Raw genomic sequence first — 21,238 nt, 5'->3', positions numbered from 1 at the left:
GGATTAAGATTATTTTTATTCTCCTCTGTGGCTGGAAAGGTCCATTGAGATTCCTATCTGATTGACGTTAGAAGAGTTGTGATATCTTACATGGGCATAATCTATACGGAATCTTGACAGTTTAACTCCAAACCCTGCAGAAAGCCCTGAAAAGTTTCTCTGATCTGCTACTGCAAGTTCATTTCCTCTTTTCACGTTGTATCCCAGTCTTATGTTAAAGTTCTTTTCTGGGAATAGTTCTGCTCCCAGAGAAAAGTGGTCGGCAATTTTTCTGCCGGCATTCACTTTTTGTCCGTCTGTATTAAATTCCGAAGAAATATCAAACTGCTGAAGATCATGAGCGGTAATAGTAACCGCAAGAGGAAAGGTTTTTAATATTTTGGTGTATCCTAAATCCACTCTGAAGGGAAGATTTTCCTTTACTCCATTGAATGATTTCAGCTGGAACCCAAAATTCCTTAGTACAAGGGAAAGAACTTCTTTGTTCTTTTTATTGTGATAGGTAACCCCTGCAGTTCCTGAAATGGCAGAAGAAGTATAATTATCAATTTTTGAAGTCACAAAATTAATTCCTCCACCAATCGTCCAGTCTTCTTCAAACTGGTATGCATAGCCTGCACCAATAGCAACATCAGAAGCTTTAAATTCTCCATTTTCAAAACCACTTTCATCAGTCCTCGGAATACTTCCATAGCTCATGTACCGGGCATTGATGGTGGCCATATGACCATTGTCAAAATCTTTGGCATACGCTATGGTTCCATATTTTGAATCAGCCAGATAAGCTGTGGCATTCACGGAAAGCTGTTTGTCAGAATCTTTATTTAACAGGGCAGGGTTTGCAATAGCAAAGGAAACATCATAATCTCTTATCGAAATTGCATCACCACCTAAAGCGGCTTGTCTTGCAGATACAGGTATATTTAAGAACGGATAAACATTTGTTCCTGTTTGTGCATAAGAAACAATTCCTGATAGAAATAATGAAAAAATGATAATTTTCTTCAATTCAATTTATAATTAATGCAAAAATAATCCTTTTTCGTACTTTTCAAAATATTTCTGACATTATTTCTAATTAAATATTTTTCTTTCATCAATATCTATAATGATTATATTTGCAAAATCAAATTTTGGAGAAATCAGCTCCGGTAAATCGTTATTAAAAATAAAAAATGAAATATAAAAGAATCCTTCTGAAACTAAGTGGTGAGGCTTTAATGGGTAACAGACAATACGGTATTGACACTGAAAGACTGCAGGAATATGCTGCAGAGATAAAAAAAGTAGTGGAAAAAGGTTGTGAAGTGGCGATTGTCATTGGAGGAGGAAACATTTTCCGAGGTGTTGCAGGAGCAGCAAAAGGAATGGATAGAGTGCAGGGAGACTATATGGGAATGCTGGCAACAGTAATCAACGGTATGGCATTGCAGGGGGCATTGGAAGATGCCGGAATTAAAACGAGACTTCAGTCTGCTATCGAAATGGATAAAGTAGCTGAGCCTTTTATCAAAAGAAGAGCGGTAAGACATCTTGAGAAAGGAAGAGTAGTTATCTTCGGAGCAGGGACAGGAAACCCATATTTTACAACAGATACAGCAGCTACTTTAAGAGCTATCGAAATTGGAGCTGATGTTATCTTAAAGGGAACAAGAGTAGACGGAATCTATGACAGTGATCCTGAAAAGAATGCAGATGCAGTAAAATACAACTCATTATCTTTTGATGAAGTATTTGAAAAAAATCTTAAAGTAATGGATATGACAGCATTTACTTTGAGTCATGAAAATAAATTACCTATTATTGTATTCGATATGAATAAAGATGGGAATTTAGAGAAAATTGTGGAAGGAGAAAATGTTGGTACTTTAGTTAATTTGTAATCGGGTAACAGGTGATAGGTAGCAGATAAGAGGGATTAGTGAATGTAAAATTCTTCATTACTCATTACTTATTACCCATCAATTATCAATTATCAATTATAACAATTAATGTGTAATTTATCAAACTATAATATAATAATGGAAGAATTAGATCTTATATTAGAATCTGTAAAGCAGGATATGGACGCAGCTGTAAAGCACTTGGATCATGCATTTCAAAGAATCAGAGCAGGACGTGCTTCTACTGCAATGGTTCAGGATGTAATGGTTGAATATTATGGTGCTCCCACTCCAATCAACCAGGTAGCTAATGTTTCTGTGCCGGATGCGATGACTATCTCTATCCAGCCTTGGGACAGAACAGCAATCAATGCAATTGAAAAAGCTATTATTAATTCTAATTTAGGTTTTGCGCCTTCTAACAATGGTGAGAATATTATTCTTAATGTTCCGCCTTTAACGGAGGAAAGAAGAAAAGAATTGGCAAAACAGGCTAAAATAGAAGCTGAAAACACTAAAGTAACAGTAAGAAATGCAAGACAAGATGGCTTGAAAGAACTTAAAAAGCTAGAAGGTGTTTCTGAAGATGTTGTAAAAGGAGTTGAAGAAGAAATTCAGGGATTCACAGACAAATATGTAAAGCTTTGCGATGAGCATCTTAAGACAAAAGAAGCAGAAATTATGAAAGTATAATTTTTAGTTTTTTAAATATTAATAAGAGGTTTCCGAGAGGGAACCTCTTTTGTTTTCTGTATATCAGAACTTTAATTTTGCTTTTAATGAATTTTATTTTTTGATCGATATAAAATTTTGAATTATTAAGCCCTGTTACTATAATATTTTAATAGATATTAGCGTTAAATCATTATATTTATAAAATTATTCCTGAAACACCTTAAAAAAGACAGGAAACAAAACATTATAGTGATGACGAGAATTATTGGTGTAGGGAACTACATTCCATCTGAAACGATAACCAATCTATTTTTTGATAAGCATGTTTTTCTTAATAAAGAAGGAGTGTTATTAAAAGAAAACAATGCATCTATTACGGATAAATTAAAAAAAATTACGGGCATTGAAGAGAGGAGGTATGCGAGCAGTACACAGGTTACTTCAGATTTGGGGCTTATTGCAGCTCAGGCTGCTATAGAAAATGCAGGAATAGATCCTGAAACTTTAGACTATATTATCTTTGCCCATAATTTTGGGGATGTACGCTTCGGGACAGTTCAGTCTGATACTGTTCCCTGTCTTGCAGCAAGGGTAAAACATTTACTGGGAATCAGAAACAACTTTTGTGTTGCCTATGATGTTCTTTTCGGATGTCCCGGTTGGATTGAAGGAATGATACAGGCCAATGCTTTTATTAAAGCAGGTATTGCAAAACGCTGTTTGGTCATAGGAGCTGAGACACTTTCCCGTGTAGTAGATATTCACGACAGAGACAGTATGATTTATGCTGATGGGGCAGGAGCCGCCATTCTAGAAAACAGTACTGATGATTCCGGGATTAAGTCTCATCTTTCTGCTTCTTATACATTGACGGAAAAAGACTATCTGTATTTTGGCAAATCTTATAATAATGAACGATGCCCTGATACGAAATACATCAAAATGGATGGAAGGAAAATCTATGAATTTGCACTTTCCAATGTTCCTGATGCTATGAAAAAATGTCTTGATAATAGTGGGTATACTATTGATCAGCTGGATAAGATTATTATTCACCAGGCTAATGAAAAAATGGATGAAGCTATTGTTAACAGGTTTTATCAGTTGTATAATACGCCGCTTCCTGAGAATATCATGCCTATGGTAATTCATAAATTAGGAAACAGCAGTGTAGCAACTATTCCAACTTTGCTTACGATGATTCTCAACGGGGAATTGGAACAACATGAAATCAAGAAAGATGATATCGTCCTGTTTGCTTCTGTAGGAGCAGGAATGAATATTAACGCATTTGTGTACAAGTTTTAACTGGCATCGATGTTTGACATACAAAAAGAGGTTTCCGGGGTCGGAAACCTCTTTTTTATTTACACCTGTGATTTGATTTCTCCTTTTGGGTCTTCATGTTTTTTTAAGAGATTGATCATTTATGAGGAGGGATTTGATTTCTTTTCAGGAGAAAAATTTCCAGTAGCGATATATTGTGTACTGTAAAAGATTCCCATCACTTAAAGTGGGGGTTATTGAGCCATATTCTCCATGAAATGGTTGTTTCGTTATAGTGATGAGCCATGTCATTTTATACTTTAAAAAATAGAAACTCCGATCTTCTGTTTTCAGAAATAAAAAGACCCGGAATTTCCGGGTCTGTATTGTATTGAATATTCAATTTCGGGTATCTATTGATACCGCTGATGCTCTTTACTTTTTGAAAATCTCTTAGTAATGGGCTTAAATAATGCCTTATATTTCTCTGCATCGAATAGCTGAGAATCTGTAAGTGCTTTATATGTCATCCAGATTCCAAAAGGAAGAAGAATGAAGTTAGGAAGCCATGCTGCCAGATACGGATTCATTTTTCCGCTCCATGATAAATTTTCTACCCCTACATTCATGACATAGAAAATAATGAAAATAACAATGGCTATAATTACGGGAAGCCCCATACCTCCTTTTCGGATGATAGAACCCAAACTGGCTCCAATCAGGAAGAAGATAATACAGGTTACAGAATAGGAGACTATTCTTTGCTGATAAATAACCACCTTGCTGAAATATTTTACATTCGTACTGAACTCACTTTTTTTACTTTCCAGTGAGGTTTTCAGGTTATCAAGCCTGTTGTAAGCATTATAGAGGATTTCCAACTTTTTGTCACTTTTTATGGTGTCCAGTTTTACCTGTGGTTTTGGAGCCGCCTTATGTGCATTACCTCTATCCATGTAGGCAACAACAGAATTGGTCTGCCCCAGGACATCTGCTCCTACATTATCAAAAAACAGTTTGTTTTCTTTTTTACTTTTAGTAATAGTTTGGTTCAATTGACCATATGTTTGGAAACGATAGTCATCCGTAATCTGTTCTTTTTCGATAGCCTGGTTGATAATTTCACTGATATCAAAGTGAGAGGTCAGCGTATCAAATTTAATAGCCTGATCAGGCTGTTTCATTCTGACATTTTCTCCCTTTCCAGCAAAATTGTCCTCAAATACATATCCGTTATGCAGAACAAGTTTTAAAAAGTTCTTATTGGCTGCCGGAACAAATTTTCCTTTTTCAGCGACAATAGACTGTTGGTTTTCATAGGTGTTGGCTTTTCTGTGAACAAAAACGCCCTCAATATTTTCCCCGTTTTCTCCATAAATTTTGTCAAATTTCACCATATAACCGGGAATCTGATCAATAAATTGTCCGGGAGTGAAGTTAAGCGCAGGTTTAGTCTGTGCAATATTGAAAAGCATGTTTTTCGCCTTCTTCTGGAAATCGGGAATAATATTATTTGAAAAGAAGAAAAGCATAATCGCCAGTACGGTGGCAACGCCCAGAAGAGGCATCATAACTCTTGTCAGAGAAATTCCGGCAGCCTTCATCGCAGCAAGCTCATATCTTTCACCAAATTCTCCGAAGGACATAATACTGGCCAGAAGGATAGTAAGAGGAAGCACCATACTGATAACGCTTACCCCAAGATAAAAAAGAAGTTTAAGGATTTGCCAGTAGCTTAATCCTTTTCCCATAAATTGACCTAATTGAACCCAGATAATGTTTACAATAAAGATGAAAAACAATACGCTGAATATAAAGAAAAACGGTCCAAAGAAGGTTTTTATGATATATCGGTCTAGTATTTTTAACATGCGCCAAAATTAATCAAAAAGCCGCAAATTTTACTTGCGGCTTTTATATTTTGTTATTTTTTTAACTTAAAAACAGAATGGAGTATTTATAACCCTGTTTTCTTGCTTTTTAAAGTTCAGTAATTACGTAGTTTTTAAATTTATTCTTATCGAAAACAAACATATTCGGGTCCAAATCCTGGTTTTCCTTATATTCTTTGATCGCTATGACAGCAACATCTTTGTTGTTTCCGTGCTGTTCAAGCTTTACCATTTGTTTTTTTACAGAATCTACAAAAAGATACACGTATTTTATACCGTTTGATTTTACAGGAGTCAGTTTGATAAAATCAGCATTCACACCGTTGACCATTTTCTTTCCGTTATACGTTACGTTATAGTCATTTCTATAGGTACTCAGGTAATTGATAGGGGAGAAGAGGGTGCTGTTTCCATTAGGTTTTGCAATCGTTACTTCCATATCATCCGTACTGATGTTATAAATCTTGTTTCCATCAAAGATCTGTTCGGTATCCATGATTTTCAACTTGTATTTATCTCCTGCCGAATAATAAATTCCAGGCTCGGTTTTGGTTACCTGATCATTAAGACCGCTTCCAAAAGAAAATTTGAAGTAAGAATTCTTTTTAGAATTGTAATTGGCTGTAATATCATCCAATATCTTTTTGGCTTTAGCGTCTATTTTCTGAGCACTGGCCATACCAACTGCACCTACAACAAAACTTCCTAATATAACTTTTGAAATAATATTTTTCATTTTTTATTTAATAATCTTTAGACATTTTCTAACTCTTAAGGGGAGAGCCATTCGCTTTTTTCCCCTTAACTACGCAAATCTTCCAAAAACTGTTCCAAAAAAATTCGCTATTTTTAATATTCAAGTGAAAAAATGTAAATTGGTTTTTCTTTAACCTTTTTTAATTTTTAAGAACCTGTTCCAGTGAATAAAGCATGTCCTTGTTGATAATGTTTTATAAATTATCTTGTCTCCGGTCTTTCAAGATATTTATCAAAGTTTTCAGGAAGAATATTGGTTACTGTTAATTTGTTAGAAGTGATGGTAGGCTCAATCTTAATAACTTTAGTGCTTGCATTAATTTCAACAGGATGTTTACTTCTCATATTCACCATATCTATGTGAAGAGCAGTGAATTCATGTTTCCCGTTTTCTAAATTAACAATAACATATTCTTTAGGCCTGATCTGCCCCAGAGATTTGCCATCAAGTCCAATATTTAATCTTGCTGTATTATCCATTTTATGGAGAACTCCGGCACCGTTATAAATGAGTACTTTGCCATTTCCCAACGTATTATTGTCTATGACATCTAGTCTTACAGAAGAATAGTCACTGGGAACAGATCTTAATGCACAGGAAGATAATGTAAGTACAGATGCCAAAAGCCCCAGTTTGAAGATTTGTTTTATTGTAATTTTCATGATAATAGTTGAATTGAATATTATTTATATTTCCCGGGTTATGTTGTTGCATACCCGGGATTCATTACTTTGTATGATGAATTAGCTCCTTAAATCTTCCAAAAACTGTTCTAAAGAATGAAGATCACTGATGATCACCTCTCTTGCTTTAGCTCCGTTAAAGCCTCCGACAATACCGCTTGCTTCCAGTTGGTCCATAATTCTTCCCGCTCTGTTATAACCAAGTTTCAATTGACGCTGAAGCATAGAAGTAGAGCCTTGTTGGGTAGATACGATAATTCTTGCTGCCTCTTCAAATAATGCATCTTTTTCATTAGGATCAAAAGCTCCTACCGAACTTGTAGAATCTTCAGAAACATATTCAGGAAGCAGGAATGCCGATGCATATCCTTTTTGCTCCCCAATGTATTCTGCAAGTCTTTCAACCTCCGGAGTATCTACAAAAGCACACTGAAGTCTTAGAATTTCATTACCGTTGAAATAAAGCATGTCTCCTTTACCAATCAGCTGATCTGCACCCGTAGAGTCGAGAATTGTTCTTGAATCCACACTGGAGATCACCCTGAATGCTGCTCTTGCAGGGAAGTTTGCTTTAATCATACCTGTAATTACATTCACAGAAGGTCTTTGTGTTGCTACAATAAGGTGAATACCTACGGCTCTTGCAAGCTGTGCCAGTCTGGCAATTGGTAACTCTACCTCTTTTCCAGCGGTCATAATCAGATCGGCAAACTCATCTACTACCAAAACAATATAGGGTAAAAAACGGTGCCCATTTTCAGGATTTAATTTTCTTTCTGCAAACTTCTTGTTGTATTCTTTTAGGTTTTTACAGAATGCATTTTTAAGAAGATCATATCTTGTATCCATCTCGATACAAAGTGAGTTGAGGGTATTGATCACTTTGTTTGTATCTGTGATAATAGCTTCATCCACATCCGGAAGTTTAGCCAGATAATGTCTTTCTATTTTTGAGTATAATGAAAGTTCTACCTTTTTAGGATCCACCATTACAAATTTCAGTTCACTAGGGTGTTTCTTATAAAGCAGAGAGGTAAGAATAGCATTAATTCCTACAGATTTACCCTGTCCCGTTGCTCCGGCCATCAATAAGTGAGGCATCTTTGCAAGGTCAGCCATGAAAACTTCGTTGGAAATTGTTTTTCCGAAAACTACCGGAAGATCCATATCTGTATTTTGGAATTTCTGAGAAGCAATAACAGAGCGCATAGAAACCATGGTAGGATTCTTTCTTGGTACTTCAATACCAATAGTTCCTTTTCCTGGCATTGGCGCAATAATCCTGATCCCTAAAGCTGAAAGATTCAAAGCAATGTCATCCTGCAGTTTTTTAATGGCTGCCACCCTGATACCCGCTTCCGGAACAATTTCGTATAAGGTAACTGTTGGCCCGATGGTCGCTTTGATCTCGGCAATACCTACATTAAAGTTCTTTAAGAGCCCAACAATTTTATTTTTATTTTCTTCAAGTTCTTCCTTATTGATTGATATCTCTTCATTGCCGTAATCTTTTAATAAATCTACCGGAGGCATCTGGAAATTAGCAAGATCTAATTTATGATCATACAAACCATGCATTTCTACCAGTTCCTGAGACTTTTTATCTGAATCATCCAGGGTATCAATTACAGGAGCAATTTCTACCTTAAATTTAATGTCTTCGTGAACAGGTGCAGAGGTAGAGACCGAAGATGGAGTAGAAGGTCTGATATCAAAAGCTTCCTCAGGAGTAGACATCGGAACAGCCGGTTTCGTACTAAGGTTTAAATTCGCCGATTGCGTTATCTCTTTGTGATCATTTTCAAAAGAAGTATGATTCGGAGTGACAATAGTTTCTATATCTGTAGTAAGGGGAACTTCTGAAACCTGTTTTGGAATAGATACAGGTTCCTGTTCTTTTATTTTATTAATAGGATTAGCAGAGGTCTGCTGGGTAAGGTCGCTTACCGTAACGTTAGCTGCTACGTCTTCAACCTCTTCCTTCATTTCTTCATCCGCTTCAAAATCTTCATTAGAATCCGGCATCATAGCCTTTACCTTTCCTATGGTGTTTTCATTGATTTTATTCAGTTTAGCTTTGATAGAGCTTGGACGAAGATTGAATTCCAGGATGAAATACAGAAGAATGCTTGCCGCTAATACTGTCCACAACCCTACAGCTCCAATGATGGAATTAAGATAATCCATGATCTGGTAACCATATACACCTCCTAAAACGCCTTGCCCTTTGGTAAGCGCTCCCATAAAAATAGGAAGCCAGCAAATAAAAAACAGTGAATGTCCAATGGTCTTCCATGGCTTGAACATTTTCTTTTTAAGGATCATTGTTCCTACTACAAGGAATAAAAATGCAATAATAAATGAGGCAATACCAATACTTTCAAATATGAAAACATTCCCAAACCAGTCTCCTAATTTTCCAAAAATGTTTGAAGATTTTATACCCTTATCAAGCATTGTTCCTGCCTGGCTCTGGTCTGCTTTCCAGTTCATTAAATAGGAAATGAATGAGAATGCTAGAACAATAGAGAAAAGGATAAAAGTAAGCCCAAAGAATATACGCGGCTTAGATAAAATTCGGCCTGCTTCCGGCGATTCAGTCTGTTTTTTTTGTGTCTTTTTGTCCATAATATCAATATCGCAAATTTAATGTTTTTCCCACATTAAAACCTTTTTTGTAAAAAAAATCATTTTAATTTCAACAATAACAATTCCAAAAATAAAAGATATAATTATTTTTTATTTCAAATGATTGTTATTGTTATTATTTTGATTCTAGAATTTCAAATAATTTGATTTAAAATATTCTTTATTTGGTGAGAAATATATAAAATAATAATATTTTTCACTTTATTTAATTTAAAATAAAAACACATAATATCGGAAAATAAATCTAATTATGAGTCATTTTGATTGATTATTACCATATAAAGTGATGATAGCCTGATTTTTTTGAAAAAAATATATTGTACCTTTGAAATCTGCTGTAAGGTAAATAATACAAAAAGTTCCCTCAAAATTTATTATTCATCACAGGTTGAGATTGATCCCTCTTTCAGATAAGAAAATATGTAATCATACATAAGCTAACACAGAAAAGAAACCCAATAGGATCATCTGTAAAATTTTCCCGGAACTTATTTGTATTCAAAGCTGGTTTTTTACGATCCGGATATTCTGTACATATAGGTGGTTACTCATTGGTAGAAGAATGTCTTTCTAACCTATCCTGATTGTATGTGGGAATTCTCCCAGTAAACAGCTATCCAATTTTCAAATAACGACAAGAAAATACTTGGTTTATAATAAAAATTCTAACAAATGAAAAAGCTTTTATTTCTATCCTCCCAATTGCTAAGTTGCTTTGTCTTCGGACAAATTCCTGCACCAGGTGGAATTTCAAATAACCTGCAGGTGTGGGTGAAAGCCAATGCCGGTACCGGTACTTCCACAGATAATGCTCAGGTTCCCGTATGGGCAAACCAAAGAACGGGTGGAGCTGATGGCATAGCCAATCAAGGTATGCCGGGGTATTATGCTGATCCTGGGATTTCTGCAAGACCTGTCTACCGTACAGAATCTTCAATATCCGGGTTTAATTTCAATCCCGCTATAGAAATTGTAAGTACAAACGGATACAGATCAGGATATAAATTTCCTTCAGGATTTCCGGATAATGCTACGAATTCACTGACTTCATATACCCATCTTTCCAGAACGGCATCGGCAACCTACAGAAGTGTTTTTGTGATGAATGGTACTGCTCAGAGTTCAAATACGACAAGTATTGCCGGAGTTTGGCAGTCTCCATTCTTTGGAACCAAAACCAACCGTCCTGAATTTTATAACGAAAAAGAATTCGGGGACGTATTTTTCGGAACCGATGTAATCAATACTGTAGAAAGTAATACTCCCAGTATACAATCTTATTATAATACCAGTGTAGGAGGGAATATGAAGTACTTTTTTGATAATAACGGGTTTACCTACGGTGAAGCTTCCAATGGAGTTTCTTCTACCAATAATTATCCGGGAATGGTTCTTCTGATGGATAATGATGGAGGTTCAGGATCCACTTCCTTAGCCGGAGACAGAATAGGAGAATTTATATTGTATTCAGGTACGCAGACTCCTGAAGAAAGACAGAGAGTGAATTCTTATCTCGCTGTTAAATATGGAATAACCTTACAGCAGCCACAAAATTACCTGGGGTCTGATCAGTCTGTTACATGGAATGGCGGTATTAATGCCGTTTTTAATCATAATATCTTTGGGATTGCCCTGGATGATCAGTCTGTTTTGAATCAAAAAGTGAGTAATAGTATAAATACCGAAAATAATACGATGCTTACACTGGCAACAACAAATGATTTTACTTCCGCTAATGCCCATCCGGGAAGAACTTCATTTTCTCAGGATAAAACTTTTTTAATAACCGGAGATAATAATGTTCAGGACCTGGCTCTGGTTAATTTTGGAACAGGTTCAGGGAGAATCATTCAAAGAAAATGGCTTGCTCAAAAGACTAATGATACAGGTTCTATATGGTTGCAGGCTGATCTTTCAAGATATACTGATATTGCAGCAACTGATAAAGTGTTTATGATGGTTGCTGATGATGAAGCATTTACCCAAAATGTACAGATGATTTCTGCGACCGCTTTTGTAAATGGGAAGGCTGTGTTTAATCATTCATTTGTAAGCAATAGATATTTCGTCTTTGGAGTAAATCTTCTGGAGTATTGTACTAAAGATCCTGCACCCGGTACGCCGGATAGCTATACCAGGATAGGTATTACAGGGCATACCCATATTCAGTCAGGGTGGCCCGGAAATGTTCCAAACGGATTTATAGCACTGGAGTCTAAAAATAAAGGTTTCGTGATTACCAGAACAACTTCAGCAAGCATTGTCAATCCTGTAGAAGGTATGCTGATTTATGATACCGCGGAACAATGTTTCAAATTATACAACGGGACTTCGTGGAATTGTATTGTAAGATCTTGTAATGACTAATTAACTAACATCACAAAGAAAAAGATAAGAAATGAAAAAAATAATCATCATAACAGGATTGCTTTGTGCTATGGTAACATCGGCACAGACTGCAATAGATAAAAATCAGGCTGAGGGAGACGGAATATTGGATTTTGCAGCCAATACGACAAAAGGTATTTTATTACCCATTGTGGAAACGTTACCTGCAGATGCTGTGGGAGGAACTATTCTGATGGACAAGAATGATAGAATAGTAAAGATGAAGGTGGGAGCGGCGTGGACCCCGCTGAGTGATGCAGGATCTGTTGATGGAGCAGTATTCAATACCAACGAGGAAATCCCCGGGCAGAATAGAATTATTATGGGAGCTTCCGAAACAGCTGCGCCGGGAGTATTGGTTCTGGAATCTTCTGATAAGGCACTAATCCTTCCTAAAGTGGCGAACCCACATATTAATGTAAAAAGCCCATATCCGGGAATGGTATGTTATGATACTGTCAGTAAAAATATGGCTGTATTTGATGGCTTAAAATGGAGCTATTGGAAATAAAATATGAGCAGACCATTGAAGCTGCTCAACCGGAAGAATTTCTTCCGGTTTTTTCATGAATATGATTTTTTGAACTAGTTCAAAGGTCAGGAACTATTCCTGTCATAATTTTGTCATATCGATTTATAACAGGGAAATAATGAAAGACACTTTTAAAAGTATTCTGACTTTATGTTTGATTTTAATATCATTCGTATCAATGAACGCACAACAAAAAAGAAAAATGGAAAACACAGCACTATTAATTATTGACGTACAAAACGACTATTTTCCGGGAGGGAAAATGACACTGGAAGGTGCGGAAAAGGCCGCGAAAAACACGCAGGACATTCTGAAATATTTTAGGGAAAATAATCTTCCCGTGGTTCACATTATGCATATTGCCACCGATGATGGCGCTGCTTTTTTTATTCCGGATACTCACGGAGTGGAGATCAGTTCATGGGTTGCCCCAAAATCTGATGAAAAGGTTCTGGTAAAACATTTTCCGAATAGTTTCAGGGAAACGGATCTGTTGCAGTTTCTTCAGGCAAAAAAGATCAAAAATCTGGTGATTACAGGTATGATGACAGATGTATGTGTGGAATCAACCACTAGAGCTGCATTTGACTTTGGTTTTACCAATACCATTATTGGAGATGCTACTGCAACACGAGACCGGGAATTGAACGGGCAGGTGATAAAAGCGGCAGAAGTACAAAGGTCATTTTTAGCAGGGATCTCCGCATTAGGAAATCTTTACGCCAGAATTGTCAGTACAGATGATTTCTTACATGGAAAATAAGTAACGGATAACAGGGTAATAAATAAAGGTATCAATAATAATTGGTATCTTTATTTTGCTTAAACAGAATAATGCTTGATTTACTTTATCAAAACATCAGCCGGTATATAGACTTATCCGAAGAGGAATTCAGTCGTTTTGCTTCTCCATTTGAATATAAAGTCTTTAAAAAGAAAGAGGTGATTCTTAAAGAAGGGGATTACTGCTCTTTTGAAGGATTTGTTGTCAGTGGATGCTGTAAAGTATATTATCTCAATGAAAACGGTTTTGAACAGACGTTGTATTTTGCGATCGAAGGATGGTGGATCACAGATATCGACAGTCTCATTAATCATGTTCCCAGCATTCTCAATATTGAAGCTCTAGAGGATAGTGAGGTTCTTATGATTTCCCAAAAGGAGAAAGAACACCTTTATGAAACAATGCCCCAGGTAGAAAAACTTTTTAGAATGATGAATCAGCAGTCATCAGTAGGATTACAGAGAAGGATTCTTTCCTTGACAGGGAAGACGGCTGATAAAAGATATGTAGAATTTTTAAAAAAATATCCGGGACTCGAACAAAAGCTTACCCAACAACAAATTGCTTCCTATTTGGGAATTACTCATGAATTCTTGAGTAAGATCAGGAAAAAAATATCCCTCGGGAAATAAATTGTAAACTCCTTTTATTTTTTATAAAACTGATGTTGATTTATTGTGTTGTAAATCAGTATTTTGTGTTTTATGTCGGTTATTTCTGAATAGAAGTTTTCAATCACCGGTATAGGTACAATGAATCTGGAATTGCCGGGTTTTAAAAATTGAATTTTTCTTAGTGCTTTTTTAGTTATTAAGAATGGTTCAAAATAAGCGAAACGGGCTTTAAAATGACAAAAAACAGCTTTTTTTAATCTCTTTGTAGTTTATCATGCTTATTTTTGCATGTCAAGTATAATTAAATCATGAAGAAGCTCCAAGATATTCTTATCTCAACCAGGACAATGGCTGTTTTGTTACTGGTGTATGCATTTGCGATGGCTTATGCAACGTTCCTAGAAAACGACTATGGAACGCCTACAGCGAAAGCATTAATTTATGAGGCCAAATGGTTTGAACTGATCATGGTCCTGCTTATTCTCAATTTCATAGGAAATATCGGCAGATACAGACTTTGGAAAAGAGAAAAGTGGCCGGTTCTTGTTTTTCACCTGGCTTTTATATTTATTTTTATGGGCGGTGCCATTACCAGATACATCAGTTTCGAAGGGCAAATGCACATCAGAGAAGGAGAAACCTCCAACGAAATCGTAACGGACAAAAATTTCTTTAAAATCCAGATCGAAGAGAAAGGGGATGTTCTTAATTATCAGGATGTACCTTATCTGATGTCTCCACTGCATAAAGATTTCAATGCAACCTATGACTTTCATGGGAAAGAAGTGAAAGTTTTTGCGAAGGAATACATCCAAAGAAAAAAAGACAGTCTGGTTGCTGAGCCGAATGGTGCAGAATACCTTCACCTGGTGTCTACAGCAAGTACGGGAAGACAGAATATTTACATCAAACCGGGAGAGACCAAGTCGATCAACGGAACTTTGGTAACATTCAACAGAGCTATTGAAGGAGCTGTGGAATTCAAAAACGAAGGTGGAAAATTATTCATCAAAACTCCTGTTGATGCAAGTTATATGACTATGGCTACTCAGGCTACCGGAAGTACAAAGAAAGATGAATTCCAGCCTTTGGCAATGAGAAGTTTATACAGTATTAATGAACTGAAACTTGTAGTGCCTGAAGGACTGAAAAAAGGAAGACTTATCGCTATTGAAGGTGATAGAAAGAAAGATGCGAGTGTTCCTGATATGCTTCAGATAGAATTACAGGGTCCAAAAACAAAGCGTTTGGTTGACCTTTCTGTAGAAAGAGGAAATCCAAATGCCTATAAACAGGTTACCATGGATGGATTAAATATCATGGTTGGATTCGGACCTAAGGTTTACAATACTCCTTTTGCGCTGAAGTTAGAAGATTTCGTGATGGAAACTTATCCTGGAAGTTCTTCTCCAAGTGCTTATGAAAGCCATGTGAAAATTGTTGATGAAGGTAAAGAAACACCTTATAAAATTTATATGAACCACGTTCTTAACCATAAAGGATACCGTTTCTTCCAGTCGAGTTTTGATCCGGACAGAATGGGAACAGTACTTTCTGTAAACCATGATTTCTGGGGAACTCTGATCTCTTATATCGGATACGGATTATTATTCTTAGGAATGTTTGTGATCTTCTTCTGGAAGGGAACTCACTTCTGGAAATTAAATAAAATGTTGGCTGATGCCAGCAAGAAAAAAGCAAAAACAGCAGCTGTTCTTTTACTGTTTTTAAGTATAGGGATCAATGCTCAGAAAATTGAAACACACGGAACAACCGACGGAAGCAGAGAACATGTACATGTAGAAGGTGACGGGCATACTCATGCTCCGGCTCCATCTGTCCAGCCTCTTGACGGTGCTGCTCCAAAGCAGAATTCTCTGGCAACTCCGATGAATAAAATGAGATCCGTCTCTCCGGATGAAATTATTGCGAGAAACAGGATCAGCGAAGAGCATGCGGATAAATTCGGATACCTTCTGGTACAAAGTTTTGAAGGAAGAATTGTTCCTATCAATACAGTGGCATTGGATGTTTTAAGAAAACTTTACAAGAAAGATAAATTCAAAGGGACTGACGGGAAATACCTTACGGCTAACCAGTGGTTCCTATCCGTAAATACTGATACCCCAAGCTGGACAATGGTTCCCATGATTAAAGTAGGACCGAAAGGAGGGGATGAACTGAAAAATAAGACCAAAGCAGATGATGATGGATATACTTCATTAATGAACCTTTTCCCTGCAGATGCTAACGGTAATTTAACATACATTCTTGAGCATGATTATAACACTGCTTTCCGTAAAAAGCCGGCAGATCAAACAAATTATGACAAAGAAGTAATTTCTGTAAACGAAAGAGTTCAGATTTTCAACGAGTTTTTCAGTGGTCAGTTTATGAGAATTGTACCGGTGAAAAATGACGCTAACCATACATGGCATTCATGGCTGGATCAGAAGTTTGAACCGGATATGGAATCTCAGCAGGTAATGGGACCTTATTTTGCAGAAGTTCTTACCGCTCAGAAATCAGGAAATTGGAGTAAAGCAGATTCGGAACTTGTTAAACTTTCAGAATATCAGCAGAAATGGGGTAAAAGCGTTGTTCCTGCTCAATCTAAAGTAGATCTTGAGGTCTTCATGAATAAAGCGGATATTAACTTCAAATTATTAATATTCTACACCATCATAGGAGGGCTTCTTTTGATCTTAGGTTTTGTTGAATTATTCAAATCACACAAGATTTTAAATAAGGCTATTAAGATCATTATTGCAATTGGCTTAATAGGATATTTTTGTCACTTCTTAGGCCTTGTGGCAAGATGGTATATTTCAGGGCACGCACCTTGGAGTAACGGGTATGAAGCGATTATCTTTATTTCCTGGGTAGGAATTACAGCAGGACTTGTTCTTTACAGAAATTCCAATGCACTAATTCCAGCAGCCGGATTTATGGTAGCGGTAATTATGATGGGATTTGCTCATGGAGGTTCAGCTCTTGATCCACAGATTACACCATTGGTTCCTGTATTGAAATCTTACTGGTTAATTGTTCACGTAGCGATTATTACCTCCAGCTATGGATTCTTTGCACTATCGATGATCATTGCTGTGATCTCTCTGGTATTTTATATTATTTCAAATAAAGAGACCTATAAAATTCATCATGATACCACATTGAAAGAATTGGTAGTGGTTTCTGAAATGTCTCTTACTATTGGTCTTTTTGCTTTAACAGTAGGAAACTTCTTAGGAGGAATCTGGGCCAACGAATCTTGGGGAAGATACTGGAGCTGGGACCCGAAAGAAACATGGGCTTTCATCTCGATCATGGTGTACGCGTTCGTACTGCACATGAGATTAGTACCTGGGTTGAGAAGCAGATGGGCGTTCCACGTGGCAACAATGTTTGCATTCTGTTCAATGGTAATGACTTATTTTGGGGTAAATTACTACTTAAGCGGACTTCACTCTTATGCAGCAGGAGACCCGGTACCGGTACCGGCCTGGGTATACATAGGAATCGCAACAATGATTACTTTATCAGCAGTTTCTTATTTCAAGTTTAAAAAATTAACGAAGAAGTAAAAGCGGCAGACCTATAAAATCAAAATCCTGGAATTTATTTTCCGGGATTTTTTTTACGTGCTATGAGGTGTAGAACAATGCGTGGTGCGGGTTACGTGGGAAGTGTAATATAGAACCTTCTTAAGATAGCTAGGCTTGCAAATCCTGCTATTGCTTACCCAATATGGATAACTCAGGCAATGCGGATCACGTTCCTCTGCCGTATCCCGAATTTTTGCTTTTCTTACCCCGCATCCCGCAAAAAAAAGCATTATTAATATTTGACATTCAAAAATTACTGCTATCTTTATGATATCAAAATAATATCAAATTAAAAATTCAGTTATGGAAAAAACATTAAAACCTATGTCGGGTTATATTACCTTAGTAATCTGTCTGGCTTTATTTGTCGCTTCGGTTTATTTCTTTATTTCCGGAGTTGATCAGAGTATTGCCTATGTGATTATTGCGATGTTTTGCTTTTTACTTTCATGCTTCTTCCTGAAAGGACTCATGATTATTCAACCTAATCACTCCAGGGTGTTAAACTTTTTTGGAAAATATGTGGGTTCAGTAAAAGAAAACGGACTGTTTTTTATCAATCCTCTGTATTCGTCACAGAAAATATCATTGCGTTCAGAAAATTTGCAGGGACAAACCTTGAAAGTCAATGATAAAATGGGAAATCCGATTGAAATTGCAGTAGTAATCGTATGGAAAGTAGGAGATACTTATAAAGCGGCTTTTGACGTTGAACGCTATTCGGATTTTGTGAAAATGCAGAGTGAAGCAGCAGTGCGACATTTGGCCATGAGTTTTCCTTATGACAATCTGGAGGACGACCATGCACCGATTACTTTAAGAGAAGGTGGTGAAAAGATCAATTCTATTTTGGAACAGGAGCTTACAGACCGTCTTTCAAAAGCAGGAATTATCATTCAGGAAGCAAGGATCTCCCATTTGGCGTATGCATCAGAAATAGCAGGAGCTATGCTTCAAAGACAACAGGCTACTGCCATTGTTGCAGCGAGAACTAAAATTGTAGAAGGAGCTGTAGGAATGGTTGATCTTGCCCTGAAAAAGCTTTCCGAAGGTAATATCGTTGAACTTGATGACGAAAGAAAAGCAGCAATGGTAAGTAATTTAATGGTGGTTTTGTGTGGTGAAAAAGCGGCAACCCCAATATTAAATGCAGGCACCCTGTATAACTAAAATATTAATAATTTCCAGGTTTATTGGGAAGCTATAAACAATGAATCTGGAAAATAAATCTTCACGCATCTTGCGTTAAAAACAAGAAAAATGAAATCAGAAAAAGCTCAAAACTCTTCCGAAGGCAAAGGTAAAAAATCCTTTGTCATAAGGATAGATGAGTCTACTTATAAACTCCTGGAAAAATGGGCCAATGATGAATTCAGAAGTGTAAACGGACAGATTGAATACTTACTGCATCAGAAACTGGTCGATTCGGGAAGGAAGAAGAAGGAATAGTTTATATTTATTATAACTATTCAATTAACTTTATTATAAAAAGAAAGCTGAGAATTTTCTCAGCTTTCTTTTTATATGTATTATCAGTTATCTTACCCGAACATTGTTGAAAAATATTTGGTAATAACGTTCCAAAAATTCTTTCCAAGAAAATAAATTAAAGTAGAGGTAATGATCCCTTTTACGGTGAAAAATATAATTCCCCCGACGCCAAAGCGTTTCACCCATTGTTTCCACTTTGAATTGTCTTTTTGTTTTGAAAAATCTTCTTTTGATGTATTATTCTCCATTTCCGAATGTCAAAATTTTACCCTACAAAGATAAGCATGTTTATAATTAGTCCAAATAAAAAACAAGTTAAAAATTAAAGTTTTGAGGTTCGCATAATATTTTTATCTTTAGAGAGAACGAAAAGTAAGATTTTATGTCAAAAAAAGTAAAGGATTTCGGAATCGAAACAACACTCAAAAACCTTGGTATTAAAGAAGAAAATAAAGGGACTTCAGTGGGCGGAAAATATTTCGCTTCAGGAAAGACAATAGAAAGTATCTCTCCTGTAGATGGTAAATTAATCGCTAAAGTAAAGACTTCCGGAGAAAGTGATTATGACAAAGTAATTGAGACTGCTCAAAAGGCATTTCAGGAATTCAGAATGATCCCGGCTCCTAAAAGAGGAGAAATTGTAAGACAACTGGGTCTGAAGTTACGAGAATATAAAGATGATCTTGGAAAACTGGTTTCCTATGAAATGGGTAAATCATTACAGGAAGGTCTTGGAGAAGTACAGGAAATGATTGATATCTGTGATTTTGCTGTGGGACTTTCCAGACAGCTTCAGGGATATACGATGCACTCAGAGAGACCAGGACACAGAATGTATGAGCAATACCATCCTCTAGGTGTGGTAGGAATCATCACAGCATTCAACTTTCCGGTGGCTGTATGGTCATGGAACACTGCATTGGCTTGGATCTGTGGTAACGTTACCATCTGGAAGCCATCTGAAAAAACACCATTGTGTGCGATTGCATGTCAGAATATCATGAATGAAGTTTTAAAGGAAAATAATCTTCCTGAAGGAGTTTCAAGTGTATTGGTATCAGACCATGAGATCGGACAGAAACTGGTAGATGATAAGAGAGTAGCTTTAGTATCTTTCACAGGATCTACAAGAGTGGGAAGAATGGTTTCTTCTAAAGTAGCAGAAAGATTCGGAAAATCTATCCTTGAGCTGGGAGGTAACAATGCAATTATCATTACGAAAGAAGCAGATATCGATATGTCTATTATCGGAGCGGTTTTCGGAGCCGTAGGAACAGCCGGTCAGAGATGTACTTCCACAAGAAGACTGATTATCCACGAGAGTGTGTATAATGAAGTGAAAACAAGATTGACAAAAGCTTATGGTCAGTTAAAGATCGGAAATCCATTGGATGAGAAAAACCATGTAGGTCCTTTAATTGATACTGATGCGGTGAATCAATATGAAGAAGCTATCAAAAAATGTAAAAAAGAAGGCGGAAAATTTGTTGTTGAAGGAGGTGTATTAACCGGGAAAGAATATGAATCAGGATGCTACGTAAAACCTTGCGTTGCCGAAGTGAAAAATTCTTATGAGATTGTACAGCATGAAACTTTTGCCCCGATTTTATATTTGATCAAATACAAAACCCTGGAAGAAGCCATTGCTATTCAAAATGATGTTCCTCAGGGATTATCTTCAGCGATTATGACTCAAAACCTTAGAGAGGCAGAATTATTCCTTTCTCATGCAGGTTCAGACTGTGGTATTGCTAACGTAAATATTGGAACTTCAGGTGCTGAAATCGGAGGTGCTTTCGGTGGAGAAAAAGAAACCGGAGGAGGAAGAGAATCAGGATCTGATGCCTGGAAGTACTATATGAGAAGACAAACCAATACTATAAATTACACAGCTCAACTTCCTTTAGCACAAGGGATTAAATTTGACTTATAAAAGCTTTACTTAAAGCACACAAAAAATAAAAACAAAAATTAATAACCTGAATGATAGTAGTTTCATTCTGTGATGCTCTAACCATT

Annotated in this window: 17 protein-coding genes; 11 read left to right on the top strand and 6 right to left on the bottom strand. The window is 36.5% G+C overall.

The annotated features are described in order from the left end of the window. Positions 1-15: 15 nt before the first annotated feature. Complete coding sequence (porQ, locus tag B8967_RS03540; RefSeq protein ID WP_084084445.1) at positions 16-1,008, bottom strand: type IX secretion system protein PorQ; 993 nt, start codon at positions 1,006-1,008, stop codon at positions 16-18. Positions 1,009-1,175: 167 nt separating this feature from the next. Here porQ and pyrH point away from each other — a divergent pair, with 167 nt between their 5' ends. The 3 genes from pyrH (at position 1,176) to B8967_RS03525 (ending at position 3,866) form a co-directional block, all read left to right on the top strand. After that, entirely contained in the window at positions 1,176-1,883 is a 708-nt protein-coding gene (gene pyrH / locus B8967_RS03535; RefSeq protein ID WP_047495991.1) for a UMP kinase, read from the top strand. Between the two features lie 138 nt (positions 1,884-2,021). Further along, a complete protein-coding gene (gene frr / locus B8967_RS03530; protein ID WP_047495988.1) occupies positions 2,022-2,576 on the top strand; it encodes a ribosome recycling factor in 555 nt (184 codons plus the stop codon). Positions 2,577-2,807: 231 nt separating this feature from the next. After that, positions 2,808-3,866, top strand: coding sequence for a 3-oxoacyl-ACP synthase III family protein (locus B8967_RS03525; RefSeq protein ID WP_115919125.1), 1,059 nt, complete (start codon positions 2,808-2,810; stop codon positions 3,864-3,866). 371 nt (positions 3,867-4,237) lie between these two features. Here B8967_RS03525 and B8967_RS03520 read toward each other — a convergent pair whose 3' ends face one another. The 4 genes from B8967_RS03520 to B8967_RS03505 all read right to left on the bottom strand — a co-directional run bounded on the left by B8967_RS03520 (position 4,238) and on the right by B8967_RS03505 (position 9,784). Continuing rightward, complete coding sequence (locus B8967_RS03520; protein ID WP_084084442.1) at positions 4,238-5,695, bottom strand: LptF/LptG family permease; 1,458 nt, start codon at positions 5,693-5,695, stop codon at positions 4,238-4,240. A 109-nt stretch (positions 5,696-5,804) separates the two neighbouring features. Further along, a complete protein-coding gene (locus B8967_RS03515) occupies positions 5,805-6,452 on the bottom strand; it encodes an outer membrane lipoprotein periplasmic chaperone LolA1 (RefSeq protein ID WP_047495980.1) in 648 nt (215 codons plus the stop codon). Between the two features lie 221 nt (positions 6,453-6,673). Next, positions 6,674-7,135, bottom strand: a complete 462-nt coding sequence (locus B8967_RS03510; RefSeq protein ID WP_084084441.1) for a hypothetical protein — start codon at positions 7,133-7,135, stop codon at positions 6,674-6,676. An 81-nt stretch (positions 7,136-7,216) separates the two neighbouring features. After that, the gene (locus B8967_RS03505) at positions 7,217-9,784 is read right to left on the bottom strand and encodes an FtsK/SpoIIIE family DNA translocase (RefSeq protein WP_084084440.1); all 2,568 of its coding nucleotides are present in this window, start codon (positions 9,782-9,784) and stop codon (positions 7,217-7,219) included. A 693-nt stretch (positions 9,785-10,477) separates the two neighbouring features. Here B8967_RS03505 and B8967_RS03500 point away from each other — a divergent pair. The 7 genes from B8967_RS03500 (at position 10,478) to B8967_RS03470 (ending at position 19,177) form a co-directional block, all read left to right on the top strand. Then, on the top strand, positions 10,478-12,172 hold the full coding sequence (locus B8967_RS03500; RefSeq protein WP_084084439.1) for a DUF8202 domain-containing protein: 1,695 nt from the start codon (positions 10,478-10,480) through the stop codon (positions 12,170-12,172). Between the two features lie 31 nt (positions 12,173-12,203). Continuing rightward, positions 12,204-12,704, top strand: coding sequence for a hypothetical protein (locus tag B8967_RS03495; protein WP_084084438.1), 501 nt, complete (start codon positions 12,204-12,206; stop codon positions 12,702-12,704). Positions 12,705-12,927: 223 nt separating this feature from the next. Next, the gene (locus B8967_RS03490) at positions 12,928-13,488 is read left to right on the top strand and encodes a cysteine hydrolase family protein (RefSeq protein WP_228406007.1); all 561 of its coding nucleotides are present in this window, start codon (positions 12,928-12,930) and stop codon (positions 13,486-13,488) included. Positions 13,489-13,559: 71 nt separating this feature from the next. Further along, entirely contained in the window at positions 13,560-14,141 is a 582-nt protein-coding gene (locus B8967_RS03485) for a Crp/Fnr family transcriptional regulator (RefSeq protein WP_084084436.1), read from the top strand. 290 nt (positions 14,142-14,431) lie between these two features. After that, positions 14,432-17,707, top strand: a complete 3,276-nt coding sequence (ccsA, locus tag B8967_RS03480) for a cytochrome c biogenesis protein CcsA (protein WP_084084435.1) — start codon at positions 14,432-14,434, stop codon at positions 17,705-17,707. Between the two features lie 324 nt (positions 17,708-18,031). Next, positions 18,032-18,898, top strand: coding sequence for an SPFH domain-containing protein (locus B8967_RS03475; protein ID WP_084084433.1), 867 nt, complete (start codon positions 18,032-18,034; stop codon positions 18,896-18,898). Positions 18,899-18,988: 90 nt separating this feature from the next. Further along, the gene (locus B8967_RS03470) at positions 18,989-19,177 is read left to right on the top strand and encodes a type II toxin-antitoxin system antitoxin (RefSeq protein WP_047495965.1); all 189 of its coding nucleotides are present in this window, start codon (positions 18,989-18,991) and stop codon (positions 19,175-19,177) included. A gap of 92 nt (positions 19,178-19,269) precedes the next feature. Here B8967_RS03470 and B8967_RS03465 read toward each other — a convergent pair whose 3' ends face one another. Beyond that, positions 19,270-19,467: a hypothetical protein gene (locus B8967_RS03465; protein ID WP_047495961.1), complete on the bottom strand. Its 198-nt coding sequence runs from the start codon at positions 19,465-19,467 to the stop codon at positions 19,270-19,272. A gap of 134 nt (positions 19,468-19,601) precedes the next feature. On the opposite strand from B8967_RS03465, the gene B8967_RS03460 reads away from it, so the two are divergent. Next, positions 19,602-21,152 carry an L-piperidine-6-carboxylate dehydrogenase gene (locus tag B8967_RS03460; RefSeq protein WP_047495959.1) on the top strand — a complete coding sequence of 517 codons (1,551 nt, stop codon included), beginning with the start codon at positions 19,602-19,604 and terminating at the stop codon, positions 21,150-21,152. The last annotated feature ends 86 nt before the right edge of the window (positions 21,153-21,238 follow it).

The organism is Chryseobacterium sp. YR221 (genome assembly GCF_900176315.1).
In the GTDB taxonomy this organism is placed as follows: domain Bacteria; phylum Bacteroidota; class Bacteroidia; order Flavobacteriales; family Weeksellaceae; genus Chryseobacterium; species Chryseobacterium rhizosphaerae.
This window is presented reverse-complemented; position numbering and strand designations above follow the sequence as displayed.

Bases quoted from the DNA above. Each gene is read 5' to 3' on its own strand.
- B8967_RS03500 (WP_084084439.1), top strand. From the start codon at position 10,478: ATGAAAAAGCTTTTATTTCTATCCTCCCAATTGCTAAGTTGCTTTGTC.
- ccsA (WP_084084435.1), top strand. From the start codon at position 14,432: ATGAAGAAGCTCCAAGATATTCTTATCTCAACCAGGACAATGGCTGTT.
- B8967_RS03485 (WP_084084436.1), top strand. From the start codon at position 13,560: ATGCTTGATTTACTTTATCAAAACATCAGCCGGTATATAGACTTATCC.
- B8967_RS03475 (WP_084084433.1), top strand. From the start codon at position 18,032: ATGGAAAAAACATTAAAACCTATGTCGGGTTATATTACCTTAGTAATC.
- B8967_RS03505 (WP_084084440.1), bottom strand. From the start codon at position 9,784: ATGGACAAAAAGACACAAAAAAAACAGACTGAATCGCCGGAAGCAGGC.
- B8967_RS03465 (WP_047495961.1), bottom strand. From the start codon at position 19,467: ATGGAGAATAATACATCAAAAGAAGATTTTTCAAAACAAAAAGACAAT.
- pyrH (WP_047495991.1), top strand. From the start codon at position 1,176: ATGAAATATAAAAGAATCCTTCTGAAACTAAGTGGTGAGGCTTTAATG.
- B8967_RS03470 (WP_047495965.1), top strand. From the start codon at position 18,989: ATGAAATCAGAAAAAGCTCAAAACTCTTCCGAAGGCAAAGGTAAAAAA.
- B8967_RS03510 (WP_084084441.1), bottom strand. From the start codon at position 7,135: ATGAAAATTACAATAAAACAAATCTTCAAACTGGGGCTTTTGGCATCT.
- B8967_RS03495 (WP_084084438.1), top strand. From the start codon at position 12,204: ATGAAAAAAATAATCATCATAACAGGATTGCTTTGTGCTATGGTAACA.
- B8967_RS03520 (WP_084084442.1), bottom strand. From the start codon at position 5,695: ATGTTAAAAATACTAGACCGATATATCATAAAAACCTTCTTTGGACCG.
- B8967_RS03515 (WP_047495980.1), bottom strand. From the start codon at position 6,452: ATGAAAAATATTATTTCAAAAGTTATATTAGGAAGTTTTGTTGTAGGT.
- frr (WP_047495988.1), top strand. From the start codon at position 2,022: ATGGAAGAATTAGATCTTATATTAGAATCTGTAAAGCAGGATATGGAC.
- B8967_RS03490 (WP_228406007.1), top strand. From the start codon at position 12,928: ATGGAAAACACAGCACTATTAATTATTGACGTACAAAACGACTATTTT.
- B8967_RS03460 (WP_047495959.1), top strand. From the start codon at position 19,602: ATGTCAAAAAAAGTAAAGGATTTCGGAATCGAAACAACACTCAAAAAC.